Genomic DNA, 19,498 nt, shown 5'->3' with positions numbered 1-19,498 from the left:
GATCGTAGGCACGGACGGGCCATGCCGGGGAGACGCACGACGACTTCGGGGGGAACATGGTGGTAACACACGTCAACCGTGAGTCAACTGTGCGTATCGACCTCATGAACCCGGATGTGCGCGCGGGAGTGACCCGCGAGTATCGTCCTGGGCTGCAGAGTTCTGCGCCCGCTTGACCCCGACCAGCAAGCCACGACCCGGAGGACCCGTTGTCCCGCATTGTGCTCAAGGCGATTCTCGGATTCGTCATGCGTGTCCTTTACCGCCCGAAGGTCGAGGGTATGGAGCGCATTCCGGCGACCGGACCGGTGATCCTGGCCGGCAACCACGTCACCTTCATCGACTCGCTCTTCCTCAGCCTGGTGGTCAAGCGGCCGGTGTACTTCATCGGCAAGGACGAGTACGTCACCGGCACCGGCATCAAGGGCCGGCTGATGGCCTGGTTCTTCACCAGCGCCGGCATGATCCCGGTGGACCGCGACGGCGGCCACGGCGGGGTGGCGGCCCTGATGACCGGCCGCCGGGTGCTGGAGCAGGGCAAGGCGTTCGGCATCTACCCCGAGGGCACCCGCTCCCCCGACGGCCGTCTCTACCGCGGCCGTACCGGCATCGCCCGGCTCGCCCTGATGACCGGCGCGCCCGTCGTCCCGTTCGCGATGATCGGCACGGACAAGGTGCAGCCCGGCGGCAAGGGCCGGCCGCGGATCGCCCCGGTGACCATCCGCTTCGGTGAGGCGCTGGACTTCTCCCGGTACGACGGGATGGACCGCGACCGCTACGTCCTGCGGGCCGTCACCGACGAGGTGATGAGCGAGGTCATGGAGCTGTCCGGCCAGGAGTACGTCGACATCTACGCCACCAAGGCCAGGGCCGCCGCCTGAGCCGGCGGTCCGACACGGCATCACGGGCCCCGTCCGCAGCCGCGGACGGGGCCCGTGGTGTGTCAGCAGGGCACCCGGAAGCCGCCGGGGGCGCGCTGGCCCTCGGGGCCGCCGGTCAGCGCGGTGCGCAGCGCCGCCTCGGGGCGCGGCACCACGCTGCCGTCCTGGAGCAGTTGCTGGCGCTGGGTGACGGTGCCGGTGCGGGCGCCGCGCAGATCGGCGTTCTTGACCGCGACCCGGCCCAGCGGGGCGGGCACCAGCCGCTTGCGGGTCCGCACGAAGGCGATGAAGCTCTCGAAGTCGCGGGTGTGCCGCACGGGGGCGGTGAAGCCGGTGAAGGCGCTGAAGCCGTCCTGGTTGATCAGGGTGTAGGAGGGCGCGGCGAGGCGGTAGCTGCGCTTGAGGTCGAGGGCGGTGCCGTCGATGAGGACGTCGGCGGGGTCCACCCGGCGGCCGACCCTGCCGGCGGCGTCGAAGGTGTAGCGGACGTTGGCGGAGACGGCGAGCGGGGAGAAGCCGAGGCCGCCGCCGGCGGTCGGCGCCCACTGTTCCTCCAGGGCGTCGTGGATCTGCCGGCCGGTGACGGTGACGGTGACGATCGGGTCGCCGAAGCCGACCGCGTTCCAGGCCTGGGCGAAGGTGACGGTGCCGTCCGACTCCTCGTCCCGGATCAGGTCCCCGGCGATCACCGCCTGGCCGACGCGCGGGGCGACCGCGATGACCGCGAGGTCGGCGGGGGTGTCCGGGTGCTCGGCGGGGTCGGCCATCGGGCCGGGCGGCTGCCGGCCCGCCCACAGGGCCCAGTCGGCGACGAGGTTGCCCATGGTGGACTCCCCCAGCGCGTTGCGGCGCCGGGAGAAGGAGGCGGTCTGGGTGCCGATCTTGGTGCGGGCCCGCCGGCTGCCGTAGCCGGCCCAGTAGGAGGCGATGGACCGCAGTTCCGGATCGGGGGCCACGTCCCGGGTGTTGGGGTGGTTGACGGAGGTGGTCAGTTCCCGGACGACGGCCCCGGTGTCCGGGTCGAGGCGCAGGTTGATCTCGTTGATGATCTGGCCGTAGCAGCCGGCCTCGACGAAGGGGCGGGGCTCGCCGTCGGGGTCGGGCAGCATCATGGTGAAGGCGCAGTGCCAGTGGCCGGTGACGATGGCGTCGATGTCCGGCGAGGCGCGCAGCGCCAGTTCGTAGGCCGGGCCGGAGGGGTTCTTGCCGCTGGAGAAGTCGCTGCCGGCCACCGCGCCGTCGTGCATGCTGAGCACGATCGCGTTGACGCCGCGTTTCTTCAGCTCGGCGGCGCAGCGGTTGGCGGTCTCCAGTTCGTCCAGGGTGCGCAGGCCGGGCTGGTAGGAGCCGGGGAAGGACTCGGTGCCGATGGCGGTCAGGTGGATGAAGCCGATCGGCAGCCGGCGGCCGCGGCCGGCGTCCACGTGCACGATGTTGTACGGCGCCAGGACGCGTTCGCCGGTGGCCTTCCACACCATGTTGGCGCTGTAGTACGGGAACTCCGCGCCGCGGAAGCGGCGTCCGGTGGAGTCCTTGAAGTCGTCGTCGCGTCCGGCGGTGGGGAAGGCGTCGCCGTCCTCCATGTGCGAGGTCAGGAAGCGTGCGGACTTGTCGAATTCGTGGTTCCCGGCGGAGGCGAAGTCCAGGCCCATGGCGTTGAGGGCCTCGATGGTGGGTTCGTCGGCGAAGGCGGCGGCGTCGAACTCCCAGCCGGAGAAGAGGTCGCCGGGGGCGAAGAAGAGGGAGTTGCGGCGGCCGTCGCGCAGCCGCTCCAGGTGGGCGGCCATGTAGGCGACGCCGCCCACGGTGTAGGTCTTCCCGCCGGCGCCGGTGATGACGGAGTGGGCGCCGGGGGCGCCCTGCAGGTAGCCGTGCAGATCGGTGATGTTGAGGAGCTGGACGTCGACGTATTCGTCGGCGGTGGCCGCGTCGCGGGCGTGGCCGGTGGCGTAGGCGTTGCTTCCGATGGCGCTCGCGGTGGCCAGGGCCCCCGCGGCGGTGAAGAAGGACCGTCGTCCGATGTCGCGCACTGCGTCACTCTCCTGAGCGGGCCGTCCGTAGGGGGACGACCGGAGAGTCGAGCGAGCCGCGCCTGACGGCCGGTCACCAGCGCGCGTACCGGGCGTGAACGGGCGGGGGACAGTCGCCCCCAGGGCGTGTCCTGTGGATCATCGCGGGTGCGGGGCGGGGTGATCCATCAGACACGCCCTGGGGCGGGGGTGCGACCGCCGTCCGGCGGAGCGGTGGACGGCGCGGCGGGGCTACCGGCCGTCGGCGAGTTCCTGGCCGCGGAGCAGGAACCAGGCCGCGACCGCGGCGGCGAGCAGCACCCCGGAACCGACCGCGGCCGCGGCGTCCACGCCGTCCACGAAGGAGTGCTGAGCGGCCCTCATCAGCGCGGCGCCCTGGTGGGAGGGGAGCTGGACGGCGGTCTCGACGGCGCCGCCGAGCGATTCGCGGGCCGCGCCGGCGGCGTGTTCGGGGACGTCCGCCGGGGTGGGGAAGCCGCGGTAGATGCTGGTGACGATGGAGCCGAGCAGGGCGATGCCGAGCGCGGCGCCCAGTTCGTAGGCGGTCTCGGAGACCGCGGAGGCCGCGCCGGCCTCCTCCTTGGGCACGTTGGAGAGGATGACGTCGGCGGTGACGGTGAAGGAGAAGCCGGCGCCGATGCCGACGACGAGGAGGATGACGCACATCGCGGCGGTGCCGGTGTCGGCGTGCAGGGTGGTGCAGCCGGCCAGTGCGAGCCCGACCACGGCCAGGCCGCCGGCCACCACGACCCGTACGGACAGCTTGCGGGCGACCCGTCCGGCGACGAGTCCGGCGCCCACCGCACCGATCGCGGCCGGGAGTTCGATCAGTCCGGCGTTGAGCGGCGAGCGCAGCTGCACCATCTGGAGGAACTGGGAGAGGAAGAAGACCAGGCCGGACAGTCCGAGGATGGTCAGCAGGTCCGCGAGGACCGCCCCGGAGAAGCCCCGGTGCTGGAAGAGCTTCATGTTGAGCAGCGGGGAGTCCAGGGTGAGCTGCCGGCGGACGAACACGACGAGGGCGAGGACGCCGAGGACGGCGGTGAGCGCGACGTCCCAGCGGTAGCCGTCCACGGCGGCTTCCTTGACGGCGTAGACGACGCCGACGATGCCCACCAGGGCCAGCAGCACGCTGGGGATGTCCCAGGGGCCGGGGTCGGGGTTGCGGGACTCGGGGATCACCTTGGCGCCGACGGCGACCAGCAGCAGCATCACCGGCAGGTTGATGAGGAAGACCGAGCCCCACCAGAAGTGCCCCAGCAGGAAGCCGCCGACGACCGGCCCGACGGCCATGCCGGCCGAGGCCATCGCGCCCCAGATGCCGATGGCCAGGCTGCGTTCCCTGGGGTCGTGGAAGAGGTTGCGGATCAGCGCGAGGGTGGCCGGCATCAGCGTGGCGCCCGCGACGCCCTGCAGCGCCCGGGCGGCGATCATCATCTCCGGGCTGGTGGCGTAGGCGGCGAGCACCGACATCGCGCCGAACCCGACCGAGCCCGTCAGCAGCAGCTTCTTGCGTCCGATGCGGTCGCCGAGGCTGCCCATGGAGACCAGCAGTCCGGCGATGACGAAGGAGTAGATGTCGCCGATCCACAGCAGTTGGGTGCCGGACGGGCGGAGGTCCTCGCTGAGGAAGGGGGTGGCGAGGCCGAGGACCGTGGCGTCGACGCCGACCAGCAGGACGGCCAGGACCAGGACGGCCAGGGCGAGCCAGCGTCCGGGGCGGGGCTGGTCGTCCACATGGGCCGAACCGGCCCGGGCTGACGCTATGGTCTCGGTCATTTCTCCATGCTCCGTCGGATGCCACCGAGCAGCAGCTCAGCGATCGAGTGGGTGAGGTCGTTGCGGGCGACCCGTCCTTCGTGGACGGCCCAGGCGCCGGCGCCGATCAGGCCGTAGAACGCCTCGGTGAACCAGGCGGCGCTCAGGTCGAGGCGGAAGTCGCCGTCCTCCTGGCCGCGGCGGAAGAGGGCGGTGATACGGGCGTCGAGCTCCGCCCAGCCGGCGTTGATGTCGCCGTCCTCGAAGAGCTGGTTCTCGGTGAAGAGGAACGCGAGGACGGCGGCGACCGGTTCGGCCTCCCGGATCAGCCGGCGGAGCGCGGCGGGGGCGTCGTCCTCGTCGAGCCGGGCGGTGTCCATCGCCTGCGCGAAGCGGGCGATCCCGTGCTCTTCGAGCGCGCGGATCAGCGCGTCCCGTCCTGCGAAGTGCCGGTGCAGGGTCGCCCGGCTGATGCCGGCGGCCCGGGCGATCTCGTCCATCGACGTCGATGCCCGGCGCGTCAGCAGCGCGGCGGCTTCCTTGAGTACGTGTTCACGATCCACGGCCATGAGACACAGGATAGCCGAATGAGACACTCTTGTCTCACACCGGACATTCTTGTGGGACGGCGACGGCCCGCACCCGGGATGTCCTCCGGGTACGGGCCGCCAGTACGGATCCGTCGTCGCCTATCGCGGCTGCTTGGCCGCCGCCCACTCCTGCTGCCGCACCAGGTCGGCGCGCATCTCGGCGAGCTGTACCGCCACCGCCGCGGGGGCGGTGCCGCCGCGGCCGCTGCGCGCGGCGAGTGCGCCGGGGACGTGGAGCACCTCGCGGACCTCGGGGGTCAGATGCGGCGAGATCTTGGCGAACTGCTCGTCGGTCAGCTGGTCCAGCTCGATACCGTGCGCCTCGCACTCCTTGACGCAGGCGCCGGCGACCTCGTGCGCCACCCGGAACGGCACACCCTGCTTGACCAGCCACTCCGCGATGTCGGTGGCGAGCGAGAACCCGGCCGGGGCGAGCTCTTCCATCCGCTCGCGGTGCACGGTCAGGGTGGCCATCATGCCGGTGAACGCCGGGAGCAGGAGCTCCAGTTGGTCGCAGGAGTCGAAGACCGGCTCCTTGTCCTCCTGGAGGTCGCGGTTGTACGCGAGCGGCAGCGCCTTGAGCGTCGCCATCAGGCCGGTCAGATTGCCGATGAGGCGGCCGGACTTGCCGCGGGCCAGCTCCGCGATGTCCGGGTTCTTCTTCTGCGGCATGATCGACGAGCCGGTGGAGAAGGCGTCGTGGAGGGTGACGAAGGAGAACTCCTTCGTGTTCCAGATGATGACCTCCTCCGCGATCCGCGAGAGGTTCACCCCGATCATCGCGGTGATGAAGGCGAATTCGGCGACGAAGTCGCGGGAGGCGGTGCCGTCGATGGAGTTGCCGGCGCTGCCGCGCTCGAAGCCGAGGTCCCGGGCCACCGCCTCCGGGTCGAGCCCGAGGGACGAACCGGCCAGCGCGCCCGAGCCGTACGGCGAGACGGCGGTCCGCTCGTCCCACTGCCGCAGCCGCTCGGCGTCCCGGGACAGCGACTGCACATGCGCCAGCACGTGGTGCGCGAACAGCACCGGCTGGGCGTGCTGCAGATGCGTACGGCCCGGCATCGCCGCGTCCGGGTGGGCCTCGGCCAGGCCGATCAGCGCCTCCTGGAGGTCGGCGATCAGCCCGCCGATGATCCGGGCGTGGTCGCGCAGGTACATCCGGAAGAGGGTGGCGACCTGGTCGTTGCGGGACCGGCCGGCCCGCAGCTTGCCGCCGAGGTCCGGGCCGAGCCGCTCCAGCAGCCCGCGCTCCAGGGCGGTGTGCACGTCCTCGTCGGCGACGGTGCCGGTGAACGAGCCGTCGGCGACGTCCGCTTCGAGCTGGTCGAGCCCGGCGATCATGCGCGCCAGCTCGTCCTCGCTGAGCAGCCCCGCCTTGTGCAGGACCCGGGCGTGCGCCCGGGACCCGGCGATGTCGTACGGCGCGAGGCGCCAGTCGAAGTGGACGGACGCCGACAGCCGGGCCAGGGCCTCGGCGGGCCCGTCGGCGAACCGGGCGCCCCACAGCCGGACGTCACCGCTGTTGCTGCTCACTGCTGCTCCTCGCAAGGGATGGGATGTGCGGCCGCCTCCCCACCGCGGGGCGGGGAGACGGCCGTGGTACGTAGTGCCGTCAGGCCAACGAGCCGGGCTCGGGCCGGGTCGCGTCGGGCCGGGCCCGCAGTTGACGCCGGGCCGCGATCTTGCTGGACATGCCGAAGAGCTCGATGAAGCCCTTCGAGAGCGACTGGTCGAAGGTGTCGCCGGTGTCGTACGTCGCCAGGTGGAAGTCGTACAGCGACTGCTCGGACTTCCGGCCGGTGACCACGGCGCGGCCGCCGTGCAGCGTCATCCGGATCTCACCGGACACGAACCGGTTGGCCTCGTCGATGAAGCCGTCCAGCGCCCGCTTGAGCGGCGAGAACCACAGGCCGTCGTAGACCAGCTCGCCCCAGCGCTGCTCGACCTGCCGCTTGTAGCGGGCGAGTTCGCGCTCGACGGTGACGTTCTCCAGTTCCTGGTGGGCGGTGATCAGCGCGATGGCACCGGGCGCCTCGTACACCTCGCGGGACTTGATGCCGACGAGACGGTCCTCGACCATGTCGATCCGGCCGACGCCCTGGGCGCCGGCCCGCCGGTTGAGCTCCTGGACGGCCTGCAGGACGGTGACGGGCTTGCCGTCGAGGGCGACCGGCACCCCCTCGTGGAAGGTGATGACGACCTCGTCGGCCTCGCGCGGGGTGGCCGGGTTCTGGGTGTACTCGTAGACGTCCTCGATGGGCGCGTTCCAGATGTCCTCTAGGAAGCCGGTCTCCACGGCCCGCCCGAAGACGTTCTGGTCGATGGAGTACGGCGACTTCTTGGTGGTGGCGATCGGGAGGTTCTTCTCCTCGCAGAAGGCGATCGCCCGGTCCCGGGTCATGGCGTAGTCACGGACCGGGGCGATGCACTTCAGGTCGGGGGCCAGGGAGGATATCCCGGTCTCGAAGCGGACCTGGTCGTTGCCCTTGCCGGTGCAGCCGTGCGCGACGGTGGTGGCGCCGTGCTTCCTGGCGGCGGCCACCAGGTGCTTGACGATCGCCGGCCGGGAGAGCGCGGAGACCAGCGGGTACCGGTCCATGTACAGCGCGTTGGCCTTGATCGCCGGGAGGCAGTACTCGTCGGCGAATTCGTCCCGGGCGTCCGCGACCTCGGCCTCGACCGCGCCGCAGGAGAGCGCCCGCTTGCGGATGACGTCCAGGTCCTCGCCGCCCTGACCGACGTCCACGGCGACGGCGATGACCTCGGCGCCCGTCTCCTCGGCGATCCAGCCGATGCAGACGGAGGTGTCCAGGCCGCCCGAGTAGGCGAGTACGACGCGCTCGGTCACGGGTCTCTCCTTACGTGCATGCCCTGATAGGCATAAGTATGCACTCCACCGTATGTTTCGTCAATGAACGGGGAACGCCCTGGTCAACGAGGGACCGAGGAGGAACCGCCGGCACATCGAACCTCCTCAGAGCCCCTTCCGGAGCACCTCGGCCAGCACCGCGACATGACTGAGCGGCACCTCTTTCGTCGCCGTCAGCAGCGTCAGCGGTCCCTGGCCGGCGAGCTCCCGCAGCCGCTCCAGCGCCGCCCCGGCCGCCTCCTCCTGCGCCAGTTCCGCGCGGTAGCGCTCGGCGAACGCCTCGAACCGCCCCTCCTCGTGCCCGTACCAGCGCCGCAGCTCCGACGAGGGGGACACGTCCTTGCACCACTCCGTCAGTGCCGCGTCCTCCTTGGACAGCCCGCGCGGCCACAGCCGGTCCACCAGCACCCGCACCCCGTCCGCCTTCTCGGCCGGCTCGTACACCCGCCGCATCCGGATCCCCGCACCGTCGGACATTTCACCCATAACCCCATCGAAGCACGGAAGCCCCCACCCCGCCGGGAGACCGGGAAGCGCCCCTTGGAGGACCCGCTTTGGATTCACGGCCCGGGACAGGGTATTTTTCTTCTGCACGCCCCGGCCGGGACCTTCCGGCCGGCCGCAGCACCGGGACGTGGCGCAGCTTGGTAGCGCACTTGACTGGGGGTCAAGGGGTCGCAGGTTCAAATCCTGTCGTCCCGACGGTGCAAAGGGCCCAAGGCCCGGTTGAAGGCCCTGCCACACTTCGGTGCGGCAGGGCCTTCGGCGTTCCTGCGTTCCGGGCGGACCGCTACGACGGCCCGCCGGTCCTGCGGCGGGCCGGCGGGCGGGCCAAGGGCTGCTGCGTGCTCTCGCCGGTGTGAGGCGGGCGGTTCAGCGGGCCTTCTGGGCTAGGCGGAGCAGGTGGTCGGCGAGGGCCTGGCCGCCGTGGGGGTCGCGGCTGATGAGCATCAGGGTGTCGTCGCCGGCGATGGTGCCGAGGATGTCGTGCAGCTCCGCCTGATCGATGGCGGAGGCCAGGAACTGGGCGGCGCCGGGCGGGGTGCGCAGGACGACGAGGTTGGCGGACGCCTCGGCGGAGATGAGGAGTTCGCCGGAGAGGCGGCGCATCCGCTCCTCCTTGGCGGACTCGCCCAGCGGGGCGCGCGGCTTGCGGTCACCGCCCTCGCTGGGCACCGCGTAGATCAGCTCGCCGCCGGTGTTGCGGATCTTCACCGCGCCCAGTTCGTCCAGGTCGCGGGAGAGCGTCGCCTGGGTGACGGACAGGCCGTCGTCGGCGAGCAGCTTCGCGAGCTGGCTCTGGGAGCGGACCGGCAGCCGGTTGAGGATGTCCACGATCCGGCGGTGGCGGGCGGTGCGGGTCTGCGGTACGGCCTGGCCGCCGTTGTACAGCTCGTTGTCCTGCGGCTCGCTCATCGGTCTCGTCAGTCTCCGGATCGTTGTTCCCCGTCGGCCCCTTGGCGGGCCGCGTCGAGGACGTCGGGGAGCCTCCGCAGGAACGTGTCCGCCTCGTCGTCGGAGACGATCAGCGGCGGGGCGAGCCGGATGACGTCCGGCGCGACCGCGTTCACCAGGAGACCCGCGTCCTGAGCCGCCTGCTGCACGCGCGGCGCGAGCGGCTCCGTCAAGACGATACCGAGGAGCAGGCCCGCACCGCGGACCTGGCCGACCATTGGGTCGCCCAGCGCCTCGATCCCGTCCCGCAGCCGCTCGCCGACGCGCTTGACGTGCCCGAGGATCCCGTCCGCCTCGATGGTGTCGAGGACGGCGAGGGCGCCGGCGCAGACCACCGGGTTGCCGCTGAAGGTCGAGCCGTGCGACCCGGGGGTGAGCAGGCCGGCGGCCGGGCCGAAGGCCAGGGTGGCGCCGATCGGCAGGCCACCGCCGAGGCCCTTGGCGAGGGTGATGACGTCCGCCTCGACGCCCTGCGCCTGGGACTCCAGCCAGTGGCCGGTCCGGCCGATGCCGGTCTGGATCTCGTCCAGGACGAGCAGGGTGCCGGTGGCGGCGGTGATCTCGCGGGCGGCGCGGAGGTAGCCGGGGGGCGGTACGACCACGCCGTTCTCGCCCTGGACGGGCTCCAGGACGACGAGGGCGGTGTCGGTGGTGACGGCGGCCCGCAGCGCCTCGACGTCCCCGTACGGGACGTGGCTGACGTCTCCGGGGAGCGGGGCGAACGGGGCCTGCTTGGCGGGCTGGCCGGTGAGGGCGAGGGCGCCCATGGTGCGGCCGTGGAAGCCGCCTTCGGTGGCGACCATGTGGGTGCGCCCGGTCAGCCGGCCGATCTTGAAGGCGGCTTCGTTGGCCTCGGCGCCGGAGTTCGAGAAGTACACCCGTCCGGGGCGTCCGCCGGCCAGCGCGAGCAGCCGCTCGGCGAGCGCCACGGTGGGCTCGGCGACGAAGAAGTTCGAGACGTGGCCGAGGGTGGCGATCTGGTCGGAGACCGCGCGGACCACGGCGGGGTGGGCGTGGCCGAGGGCGTTGACCGCGATGCCGCCGAGGAAGTCGAGGTACTCCTTGCCGTCGGCGTCCCACACCCTGGCGCCCTCACCGCGGACGAGGGGGACGCGCGGGGTGCCGAAGTTGTCCATCATGGCGCCCTGCCAGCGCCGGGTGAGGCCCTCGTTGGTCACCGGACCCTGGTCGGGTGCCTCCGGACTCATGACTCCCCCTCGGTTTCCGCGTCCGGCACGACCATCGTGCCGATTCCTTCGTCGGTGAAGATCTCCAGCAGGATCGAGTGCTGGACCCGCCCGTCGATGACCCGGGCGGTGTGCACGCCGTTGCGCACCGCGTACAGGCAGCCCTGCATCTTCGGGACCATGCCGCTGGCCAGGTCGGGCAGCAGCTTCTCCAGTTCGCCGGCGGTGAGGCGGGAGATCACCTCGTCGCTGTTCGGCCAGTCCTCGTAGAGGCCCTCGACGTCGGTGAGGACCATCAGCGTCTCGGCGCCGAGGGCGGCGGCCAGGGCGGCCGCGGCGGTGTCGGCGTTGACGTTGAAGACGCCCGCGGCGCCGGCGGCACCGGACCGGACGTCTTCCTCGTCGCTGCTGCGGGCGATGGAGGAGATGACCGGGATCCGGCCGTCGTCCAGCAGTGCCTGGACCGCGCCGGGGTCGATGTCGGTGATCTCGCCGACCCGGCCGATGTCCACCCGCTCGCCGTCGATGTCGGCGTAGTGCTTGGTGGCGGTCATCAGATGGGCGTCCTCGCCGGTCATGCCGACGGCGAGCGGACCGTGCTCGTTGAGCAGCCCGACGAGCTCGCGCTGGACCTGGCCGGCCAGCACCATCCGGACCACGTTCATCGCCTCGGGCGTGGTGACCCGCAGGCCGCCCTTGAACTCCGACGGCAGGCCGAGCAGGTCCAGATGGGCGCTGATCTGCGGGCCGCCGCCGTGCACGACGACGGGGCGCAGTCCGGCGTGCCGCAGGAAGACCACGTCCTGGGCGAAGGCGCGCTTGAGCTCCTCGTCGACCATGGCGTTGCCGCCGAACTTGATGACGACGGTCTTGCCGTGGTGGCGGGTCAGCCAGGGCAGCGCCTCGATGAGGGTGCGGGCCTTGGGCAGCGCGGTGTGCTTGCGGGTCGTGGTCATGAGGAGTACGCGCTGTTCTCGTGGACGTAGTCGGCGGTCAGGTCGTTGGTCCAGATGACCGCGGACTCGGTGCCGGCGGCGAGGTCGGCGGTGATCCGCACCTCCCGGTAGCGCATGTCGACCTGGTCGCGGTCCTCCCCCACCGAGCCGTTCTTGCAGACCCAGACGCCGTTGATGGCGACGTTCAGCTGGTCCGGCTCGAAGGCCGCGGAGGTGGTGCCGATGGCGGAGAGCACCCGGCCCCAGTTCGGGTCCTCGCCGTGGATGGCGCACTTGAGGAGGTTGTTGCGGGCGATGGAGCGCCCGACCTCGACGGCGTCCGCCTCGCTCGCGGCGTTGATCACCTCGACCTTGATGTCCTTGCTGGCGCCCTCGGCGTCCCGGATCAGCTGCTGGCCCAGGTCGTCGCAGACGGTCCGTACGGCCTGCGCGAACTCCGCGTATTCCGGGGCGGCCCCGGAGGCTCCGGAGGCGAGGAGGAGGACGGTGTCGTTGGTGGACATGCAGCCGTCGGAGTCGACCCGGTCGAAGGTGACCTTGGTGGCGTCCCGCAGGGCCCGGTCCAGGACGTCGCCGTCGAGGTCGGCGTCCGTGGTGAGCACGACGAGCATGGTGGCGAGGCCGGGCGCGAGCATGCCGGCGCCCTTGGCCATACCGCCGACGGTCCAGCCGTCGCCCTCGTACACGGCGGTCTTGTGCACCGTGTCGGTGGTCTTGATGGCGAGGGCGGCCTTCTCACCGCCGTGCTCGGAGAGCTGCGCGGCGGCGGTCTCGATGCCCGGAAGCAGCTTGTCCATGGGGAGCAGGACACCGATCAGGCCGGTGGACGCGACGGCCACCTCACCCGCGCTCAGGCCGAGGACCTGGGCGGCCTTCTCGGCGGTGGCGTGGGTGTCCTGGAAGCCCTTCGGGCCCGTACAGGCGTTGGCGCCACCGGAGTTGAGGACGACGGCGGAGACCGCGCCGCCCTTGAGGACCTGCTCGGACCAGAGGACGGGGGCGGCCTTGACGCGGTTGGAGGTGAAGACGCCCGCGGCGGCCTGGCGGGGCCCGTTGTTGACCACGAGGGCCAGGTCCGGGTTCCCGCTGTCCTTGATCCCGGCGGCGATACCCGCCGCCGTGAATCCCTTGGCTGCCGTCACACTCACTGTGTCTCCTTGTTCGCTTCTCCGCCCGCGCAGCGCAGCGGCACGGCTTTCGTCGTCATCTGCGGCCCGGCGGCTGCGCGCCCTCCCCCAGTTGCCGCTGGGCGGTACCCCCAGCTCACGGCGCGACTCCGATCGTCGAGAGCCCCGTCGTCTCGTCGAGACCGAGGGCGATGTTCATGGACTGGACGGCACCGCCGGCGGTGCCCTTGGTGAGGTTGTCGATGGCGCTGATCACGATGATGCGGCCGGCGGCCTCGTCGTGCGCGATCTGGATCTGTACGGCGTTGGAGCCGTGGACGGCGGCCGTGGCGGGCCACTGGCCCTCGGGCAGGAGGTGGACGAACGGCTCGTCCGCGAGCGCCTTCTCGTACGCGGCGCGCAGGGCCCCGGCGGTGACGCCGTCCTTGGCCTTCGCGCTGCACGTGGCGAGGATGCCGCGCGGCATGGGCGCGAGCGTCGGCGTGAAGGAGACCGAGACCCGCTCCCCCGCGACCTCGCTGAGGTTCTGGATCATCTCGGGGGTGTGCCGGTGGCCGCCGCCGACGCCGTACGGGGACATGGAGCCCATGACCTCCGAGCCGAGCAGGTGCGGCTTGGGGGCCTTGCCGGCGCCGGAGGTGCCGGAGGCGGCGACGATCACGGCCTCGTTCGCTGCGAGCCCCGCGGCGTACGCCGGGAAGAGGGCCAGCGAGACGGCCGTCGGGTAGCAACCGGGTACCGCGATGCGCTTGGACCCCTCCAACGCCGCGCGGGCACCCGGCAGTTCGGGGAGCCCGTAGGGCCAGGTCCCGGCGTGCTCGCTGCCGTAGAACTTCTGCCAGTCGCCGGCGTCCTTCAGCCGGAAGTCGGCACCCATGTCGACGACGAGGACGTCCGGGCCGAGCTGCTCGGCGACGGCCGCGGACTGGCCGTGCGGCAGCGCGAGGAAGACCACGTCGTGACCGGCGAGGACCTCGGGGGTGGTCTCGTCGAGGACGCGGTCGGCCAGCGGGAACAGGTGGGGCTGGAGTGCGCCCAGGCGCTGGCCGGCGTTCGAGTTGGCCGTCAGGGCGCCGATCTCCACCTCGGGGTGGGCGAGCAGCAGACGCAGGACTTCACCGCCCGCGTATCCGCTCGCACCGGCCACTGCCGCTCGTACCGTCATGGACCCTCCTCGTCGATGGCATGACTATACGGAATGCGGCAGTTTTATGCAATGCCTTCCGTTGCCCACGCCCGGCCCCGGAGGGTGCCGCGCCCTTTCCCCGCCGCACGTGCGGCCGCCGCCCCGTGCTGCGGGGCGGCGGGAGGGCCTCGGCATTCCCCGGTGGCCGGGTGCGCCGCGGCTCAGGCGGGCTGCGGCATCTCGTTCTTCAGGGAGGCCCGGATCTGGTCCCGCAGCTCCGGGCTGTCGGTGTGACCGTGGACGGATATCGCGTGCGCGGTGGCCGCGCGCACCACTTCCTCCTCCTCGCCGGAGATCACGAGGGAGCAGTTGGTCTCGCTCGGGTAGTCGCGGCAGTCGATCTTCTTGCGCATGGCGCACCTCCTCACTCCCAGTGTCGGCGGGCGCCCGGCTCCGCCGTATACGGCGAATCCCGTATGGCGCGCGGGAGCGCCGGGCTGGTGGAGTGGAAGACGACCTGGTGACCGCTCGTGGAGGCGACGGGAGGTGCGGGACGTGGCGACTTCGACCTCTGCCGGCACCCCGTCCCGCGCCGTGGACCAGGAGCGGGTGCAGGAGTTCCTGGAGAAGGTGATCACCGACGGCGGGGCCGCGGTGGCCGGGCTGTGCACCTCGCTCGGCGACCGGCTGGGCCTGTACGCGGCCATGGCCGGCGCCGGCCCGCTCACCTCCGCCCGGCTCGCCGCCCGCACCGGCCTGGTCGAGCGCTACGTCCGCGAGTGGCTCGACGCCCAGGTGGCCGGCGAGTACGTCGCGTACTCCCCCGGGACCGACACCTACCTGCTGCCCGACGAGCACGCCGCCGTCCTGGCGGACCCGGACCGGAGCACGTACGCCGCCGGGTTCTTCACCATGCTGCAGGCCGTGTACGCCACCGAGGACAGCCTGATGGACGCCTTCCGCACCGGCGAGGGCGTCGGCCGGGAGGAGCGCGGCCCGGCGCTGTTCGCCGGCACCGCGGAGTTCTTCCGCCCCGGATCCACCGCCTCGCTGGTACCGGAGTGGCTGACCGCACTGGACGGCGTGGTGGAGAAGCTGGAGCGCGGTGCGCGGGTCGCCGACGTCGGCTGCGGCTACGGCTACTCCACGACGCTGATGGCCCGGGCCTTCCCCCGGTCGTCCTTCCGGGGTTTCGACGTCCACCGCCCGTCCGTCGAGGCCGCCCGCGGCATCGCGGCCGAGCGGGGACTGGCCGACCGGGTCAGCTTCGACGTCGCCGGCGCACAGGACTTCCCGGGCGAGAACTTCGACCTGATCACCTTCTTCGACTGCCTGCACGACACCGGCGACCCGGGCGGCGCGCTGCGGCACGCCGAGCACGCGCTGGCCGATGGCGGCACCTGCATGATCGTCGAACCTGGGGGCACCTCCCGGACGGCGTCCGGGAGAGGGTCGGCCACCGCCCGGGAGAACGCCGGTCCGGTGGGCCGGGCGCCGACCGCCGCCTCGGTCGTCGTCTGCCTGCGGTCCACGCCGGCCCGGCACGGACCGCAGGCGCGGGAAAACCACGCGGGTGAGGAGGCGATGCGGAAGATCGCCGCCGACGCCGGGCTCCACGACTGGCGGCTCGCCGCCGAGAGCCCGGTCAACCGCGTCTATGCCGTCGGGCGTTAACCGCGCCTGACGCGCCCGGCCGGTCTTCCCCCGGCCGGCCGGGTGGCACCCGGGGGCCGGGCGGACCTGCCTTGACGGGCCCCGGCCCCCCTCGGCACGCTGGGAACATGACCCCGGCCGCCGAGGTCGGCCTGCGACGGATCCTCGCCGTCGTGGACCTCCTGATGGATGCCGTCATCGATGCCGTCGACGAGGACACCCTCGTTCCGGTCCTGCTCCCGCTGCTTCTCGGAGCGGTTCCCGGCGACAGCATCGTCTGGTCGCCGCACGCCGGGAGCGCGGAGCGTCCGCTCACCGTCCCCGCCGGGCTGCTGAGCCAGGACGTCCGCGACGCCTTCGCCCGCGAGGCGGCCACCGACTCCCTCGTACTGCACACCACCGTCGGCCCCGGTACGCCGATGCGCCGCTCGACGCTGCAGACCCGCGGCGCGTTCCACGCGCTGGCCGCCTACCGGGACGTGTACCGGCCGCTCGGCGCCGAGCAGCAGCTGGCGATGTCGTTCCCGGCCGGCGGCACCGGTGAGCCGCCGCGCAAGGTGTGCGTGGCGGTCAACCGGGCCGGCAGCGACTTCTCCGACGACGACGTGGCCACCGCGGCACTGCTGCGCGGCCGGCTCACCCGGGTCCTCACCCGGCTCGCCCCGGCGGCGCCCGCCCCGCCGCCGGTCACCCGCCGGGAGTCCGCCGTACTCGCCCTGCTGGCCCGCGGCCTGACGAACCAGCAGATCGCGCACCGGCTGGCGATCAGCCCGCGCACGGTCGACAAGCACCTGGAGCACGCCTACGCCAAGCTGCGGGTCGGCAGCCGGGTCGAGGCGGCGAACGCCTGGCTGACGCGGGAGACGGCGACGGTGCGGCCGCTGCGGTAACGGGGCCGCGCGTCCGCCTCGGCCGGCGAGGCGGTCCGGCGGCGACCGTCGTCCGTCCGCCTCAGTCGTCCAGCCGGTCCGGGTCGGCGGCCATCGACTCCCAGAACTCCGCGTGGGCCCGCTCGTGCAGCACCCCGAGCCGCAGCAGCCGGGCCCGGGAGCGCTGCCGGGAGTCCTCGGCCGGATCGAGGGCGGCGCGCAGCGACTCGTAGTGGGCGAGCCATCCGCGGTGCCGTTCGGCCTGCCGGGTGGCCAGCGCGACGATGTCCGCCGCGGTGCCGAGGTCGGCGAAGAACAGCTTCAGCTGGGCCGGATCGCGGGTCTCCGCCTCGGGGGTGTCCGGGTCGGCCAGCCAGCGTTCCAGGGCGGCGCGGCCCTGCGCCGTGAGGTGGAAGATCCGCCGGCGGCGGCCCGCCGTCTCGGTCTCCTCGCGCAGCAGACCGGCCGCTGCCAGCTCCGCCGGGATGCGGTACAGCTGCGCATGCAGGATCGGCCAGAACGGCTGGATGTCGTCCTCGACGCGGGATTTGAGCTCGTACGGCGTCATCGCCCCGTGCCGCGCGATCAGACCGAGCACGACGTATCTCGCCGGGCTGTACTCCGCCATCCTCCGCCGCCTCTCACTCCCCTTGACACCATCTCATTGAGACCATACCTTCCCTCTCACCGAGACCATCTCAATGAGATGGTTGGATCTCACGCACCACACGAACGGGGAACCCCATGACCAGCCGCACCACCACGACCGCCGTCCGCCCGCATCCCGAACTGGCGGCCGTCCTCGACCGGTTGCCCCCGCGCCCCGCCGACCCGTACGCCGACATCGAGGCGGTGCGCAGCGGCTTCCGGCAGCTCATGACACCGCTGATGCCGGCCCGCGACCCGCGGGTGACGGTGCGGGAACTGACCGTCCCCGGGCCGGACGGCAACGCCCTCGACGTGCAGGTACTGCGTCCCGCCGGCGCCGAGGGGGTGCTGCCCGGCGTCCTCTACCTGCACGGCGGCGGCTTCGCGTACGGGGAGTTGGACGGGCCCAGCCCGATGGCGCGCAACGCCTGTGTCGCGGCGGGCGCGGTGGTGGTCAACGTCCACTACCGGCTGGCCCCCGAGCACCGCTACCCGGCCGGGGTCGAGGACTGCTACGCCACGCTGGAGTGGATGGCCGCGTCGGCGGACGAACTCGGCATCGACCGCGACCGGATCGCCGTCACCGGCGCCTCCGCGGGCGGCAATCTGAGCGCCGCCGTCTGTCTGATGGCCCGCGACCGCCAGGGGCCGCGGATCGCGTTCCAGTGCCTGCTGATCCCCTGCCTGGACGACCGCGACCGGGCCGCCTCCCGGCGGCGGATCGAGGACCCGCGCATCATCAACGGCCAGGGCATCGCGCGCACCTGGGACACCTACCTCGGCCCCGGCCGCGGTCCCGACACCCCCGCCTACGCGGCTCCCGCCCGGGCCACCGACCTCACCGGGCTGCCGCCCGCCTACGTCCTGACCTGCGGTCTCGACCCGCTCCGCGACGAGGGCCTGGAGTACGCCCGGCGTCTGACGGAGGCGGACGTCCCGGTCGAGGTCAAGGACGTCCCCGGCGCCTGGCACTTCTTCGAGGCGTACGCCCCGGAGTCCGAGCTGGCCCGCCGCACCACCGCCCACTGGCTGGCGGCGCTGCGCACCGCCCTCGGCTGACCCGCCCGGGCCCCCGGCCGGCCGGGGGCTGCCGCCGGTCGGTGACTTCAGCGGGGCACCGAGCGCCGGCGGTAGGTCACCTTGCCGTCGTGGACGCGGGTGACCTCGACGGTCAGGTGGCGGTCCCGGCCGATCGGGAAGTGCGCCGTACAGCGCACCGCGGCGGACCGCACCGGCCGCAGGTCGCCCGAGCAGTGCACCGCGTCCGGGCCGGTGCGGAACGGGAGGGTGAGCTGGCCGCTGAGGGTGCGGGCGATCTCGGTGCGCGGGACGGTGTGGGTGCCGTCGTCGACCTCGCTGGTCGCGTCCCGGCCGTACAGCGGGGGCACAACGAGCACGAGGAGGGCGGTACCGGCCGCGAGGAGGGCGGTGAGCAGGCCAAGGAGCAGTCCGCCGGCCGGTGCGCGGCGGGACGGTGGCTGACCGGTCACCGGCGTCAGCCCCGGGCCCGGCGGGCGCGCCGGCGGTGGGCGCCCGCTCCCCAGCCGGCCGCGCCGACCAGCGCCAGCCCGCCGAGCACCGCGGCCGTACGGTCACCGTCGCGGCCGGCCGCCCCGCCGAGACCGGTGCGCGAGCCGCCCTGCGGGAGGTAGCTGCCGGAGTCGTCGGAGGGCCCGGAACCGTCGAACCGGGAATCATCGAGCCCGGAATCATCGAGCCCGGAATCGTCGGAAAGCTCCTCGTCCGCGGCGGCGCCGTCCTCGGGGGCCGCGCCACCGGAGAACGTCCCGGAGCCGCCGGAGACCGGGGTGGCCAGGAGCGGGCCGTCCGTGACGGTCAGGGTGCCGGTGGCGGTCTTCGCCGCTTCCTGCCCGCCGCCTTCCCGGCTGTCGCCGTCCTCCCGTTCGCCGGCCGCCTCGTACACCGCGTGGTGCTGCCGGGTGCCCGTTCCGCCGCCGCAGACGACGGTGACCCGGTACGTGCCCGCGGTGACGCCCTGCGGCAGGACGGCGGTGGTGCCCGCGCGGCTGCCCATCGGGGCCAGCCGCACGGCCGGGATGTCCGGGCTGTCGAAGCGGGCCTCGGCGGACCCGCCCGCGCAGAGGCCGCCGTCGTACACCGAGAACGCCCCGCCCGGCGCCACCCGCTCGGGCTGGACGGTCACCGCCCCGGAGGCGTCCGGAGCGGGACCCGGGACGGCCTGGGACGCGGCGCCGCTCACCGCCTCGCCCGCCGTGTCCGTGGCGGCGTCCGCACCGTCCCCGTCACCGAAGAGCAGGACGGACACCGCCAGACCGCCGGCCGCCAGCGCGTAGAGAGGAATGTGGCTTATGTGCATACCCCACAGAG

19 protein-coding genes and 1 tRNA gene are annotated in these 19,498 nt (G+C 72.7%); 5 read left to right on the top strand and 15 right to left on the bottom strand.

Translation table 11 applies throughout. The features are described from left to right. The first annotated feature begins 209 nt into the window (after positions 1-209). Entirely contained in the window at positions 210-881 is a 672-nt protein-coding gene (locus AB0G35_RS27110) for a lysophospholipid acyltransferase family protein (protein ID WP_360954765.1), read from the top strand. 62 nt (positions 882-943) lie between these two features. On the opposite strand, the gene AB0G35_RS27105 is transcribed toward AB0G35_RS27110, so the two are convergent. The 6 genes from AB0G35_RS27105 to AB0G35_RS27080 form a co-directional block, all read right to left on the bottom strand. Continuing rightward, positions 944-2,911 (bottom strand): bifunctional metallophosphatase/5'-nucleotidase, encoded by a 1,968-nt coding sequence (locus AB0G35_RS27105; RefSeq protein WP_360954762.1) that lies wholly within the window; start codon positions 2,909-2,911, stop codon positions 944-946. Between the two features lie 231 nt (positions 2,912-3,142). Further along, on the bottom strand, positions 3,143-4,690 hold the full coding sequence (locus AB0G35_RS27100; protein ID WP_360954759.1) for an MFS transporter: 1,548 nt from the start codon (positions 4,688-4,690) through the stop codon (positions 3,143-3,145). Beyond that, on the bottom strand, positions 4,687-5,238 hold the full coding sequence (locus AB0G35_RS27095) for a helix-turn-helix domain-containing protein (protein ID WP_360954756.1): 552 nt from the start codon (positions 5,236-5,238) through the stop codon (positions 4,687-4,689). Before AB0G35_RS27095 ends, AB0G35_RS27100 begins: the two co-directional genes overlap by 4 nt. A 120-nt stretch (positions 5,239-5,358) precedes the next feature. Continuing rightward, positions 5,359-6,792: an argininosuccinate lyase gene (argH, locus tag AB0G35_RS27090; RefSeq protein WP_360954753.1), complete on the bottom strand. Its 1,434-nt coding sequence runs from the start codon at positions 6,790-6,792 to the stop codon at positions 5,359-5,361. Positions 6,793-6,871: 79 nt separating this feature from the next. After that, the gene (locus AB0G35_RS27085) at positions 6,872-8,107 is read right to left on the bottom strand and encodes an argininosuccinate synthase (RefSeq protein ID WP_360954750.1); all 1,236 of its coding nucleotides are present in this window, start codon (positions 8,105-8,107) and stop codon (positions 6,872-6,874) included. Between the two features lie 126 nt (positions 8,108-8,233). Continuing rightward, positions 8,234-8,614 carry a DUF488 family protein gene (locus AB0G35_RS27080; protein ID WP_360954747.1) on the bottom strand — a complete coding sequence of 127 codons (381 nt, stop codon included), beginning with the start codon at positions 8,612-8,614 and terminating at the stop codon, positions 8,234-8,236. Between the two features lie 142 nt (positions 8,615-8,756). Between AB0G35_RS27080 and AB0G35_RS27075 the strand changes: the two genes are divergently transcribed. Continuing rightward, positions 8,757-8,830 (top strand) — tRNA-Pro (locus AB0G35_RS27075). Between the two features lie 171 nt (positions 8,831-9,001). Here the strand turns inward: AB0G35_RS27075 and AB0G35_RS27070 are convergent. The 6 genes from AB0G35_RS27070 to AB0G35_RS27045 all read right to left on the bottom strand — a co-directional run bounded on the left by AB0G35_RS27070 (position 9,002) and on the right by AB0G35_RS27045 (position 14,392). After that, complete coding sequence (locus AB0G35_RS27070) at positions 9,002-9,544, bottom strand: arginine repressor (RefSeq protein WP_360954744.1); 543 nt, start codon at positions 9,542-9,544, stop codon at positions 9,002-9,004. 8 nt (positions 9,545-9,552) lie between these two features. Next, entirely contained in the window at positions 9,553-10,791 is a 1,239-nt protein-coding gene (locus tag AB0G35_RS27065; RefSeq protein WP_360954741.1) for an acetylornithine transaminase, read from the bottom strand. Further along, positions 10,788-11,726: an acetylglutamate kinase gene (gene argB / locus AB0G35_RS27060; RefSeq protein WP_360954738.1), complete on the bottom strand. Its 939-nt coding sequence runs from the start codon at positions 11,724-11,726 to the stop codon at positions 10,788-10,790. The genes AB0G35_RS27065 and argB overlap by 4 nt, the downstream gene beginning before the upstream one ends. Beyond that, on the bottom strand, positions 11,723-12,874 hold the full coding sequence (argJ, locus tag AB0G35_RS27055) for a bifunctional glutamate N-acetyltransferase/amino-acid acetyltransferase ArgJ (RefSeq protein ID WP_360954735.1): 1,152 nt from the start codon (positions 12,872-12,874) through the stop codon (positions 11,723-11,725). The genes argB and argJ overlap by 4 nt, the downstream gene beginning before the upstream one ends. Positions 12,875-12,989: 115 nt before the next feature. Beyond that, complete coding sequence (gene argC / locus AB0G35_RS27050) at positions 12,990-14,018, bottom strand: N-acetyl-gamma-glutamyl-phosphate reductase (RefSeq protein ID WP_360954732.1); 1,029 nt, start codon at positions 14,016-14,018, stop codon at positions 12,990-12,992. 182 nt (positions 14,019-14,200) lie between these two features. Further along, complete coding sequence (locus AB0G35_RS27045; RefSeq protein WP_360954729.1) at positions 14,201-14,392, bottom strand: DUF1059 domain-containing protein; 192 nt, start codon at positions 14,390-14,392, stop codon at positions 14,201-14,203. A 142-nt stretch (positions 14,393-14,534) separates the two neighbouring features. Between AB0G35_RS27045 and AB0G35_RS27040 the strand changes: the two genes are divergently transcribed. Together AB0G35_RS27040 and AB0G35_RS27035 are read left to right on the top strand one after the other, a co-directional pair. After that, positions 14,535-15,653, top strand: coding sequence for a methyltransferase domain-containing protein (locus AB0G35_RS27040; protein ID WP_360954726.1), 1,119 nt, complete (start codon positions 14,535-14,537; stop codon positions 15,651-15,653). Positions 15,654-15,760: 107 nt separating this feature from the next. Beyond that, positions 15,761-16,522, top strand: coding sequence for a helix-turn-helix transcriptional regulator (locus tag AB0G35_RS27035; protein ID WP_360954723.1), 762 nt, complete (start codon positions 15,761-15,763; stop codon positions 16,520-16,522). A gap of 61 nt (positions 16,523-16,583) precedes the next feature. Here the strand turns inward: AB0G35_RS27035 and AB0G35_RS27030 are convergent, their stop codons facing one another. Then, entirely contained in the window at positions 16,584-17,129 is a 546-nt protein-coding gene (locus AB0G35_RS27030; protein WP_360954720.1) for a PadR family transcriptional regulator, read from the bottom strand. A gap of 116 nt (positions 17,130-17,245) precedes the next feature. Here AB0G35_RS27030 and AB0G35_RS27025 point away from each other — a divergent pair, with 116 nt between their 5' ends. After that, the gene (locus AB0G35_RS27025; protein WP_360954717.1) at positions 17,246-18,208 is read left to right on the top strand and encodes an alpha/beta hydrolase; all 963 of its coding nucleotides are present in this window, start codon (positions 17,246-17,248) and stop codon (positions 18,206-18,208) included. Positions 18,209-18,255: 47 nt separating this feature from the next. On the opposite strand, the gene AB0G35_RS27020 is transcribed toward AB0G35_RS27025, so the two are convergent. Both AB0G35_RS27020 and AB0G35_RS27015 read right to left on the bottom strand, forming a co-directional pair. Next, positions 18,256-18,639: a DUF4333 domain-containing protein gene (locus AB0G35_RS27020; protein WP_360954714.1), complete on the bottom strand. Its 384-nt coding sequence runs from the start codon at positions 18,637-18,639 to the stop codon at positions 18,256-18,258. Between the two features lie 5 nt (positions 18,640-18,644). Further along, a complete protein-coding gene (locus AB0G35_RS27015) occupies positions 18,645-19,487 on the bottom strand; it encodes a hypothetical protein (protein WP_360954711.1) in 843 nt (280 codons plus the stop codon). Between the last annotated feature and the right edge of the window lie 11 nt (positions 19,488-19,498).

It is taken from the genome of Streptomyces sp. NPDC021749, from assembly GCF_040640655.1.
GTDB lineage: Bacteria > Actinomycetota > Actinomycetes > Streptomycetales > Streptomycetaceae > Streptomyces.
The sequence above is the reverse complement of the archived record's forward strand: the minus strand, read 5'-3'. Positions and strand labels throughout refer to the sequence as shown.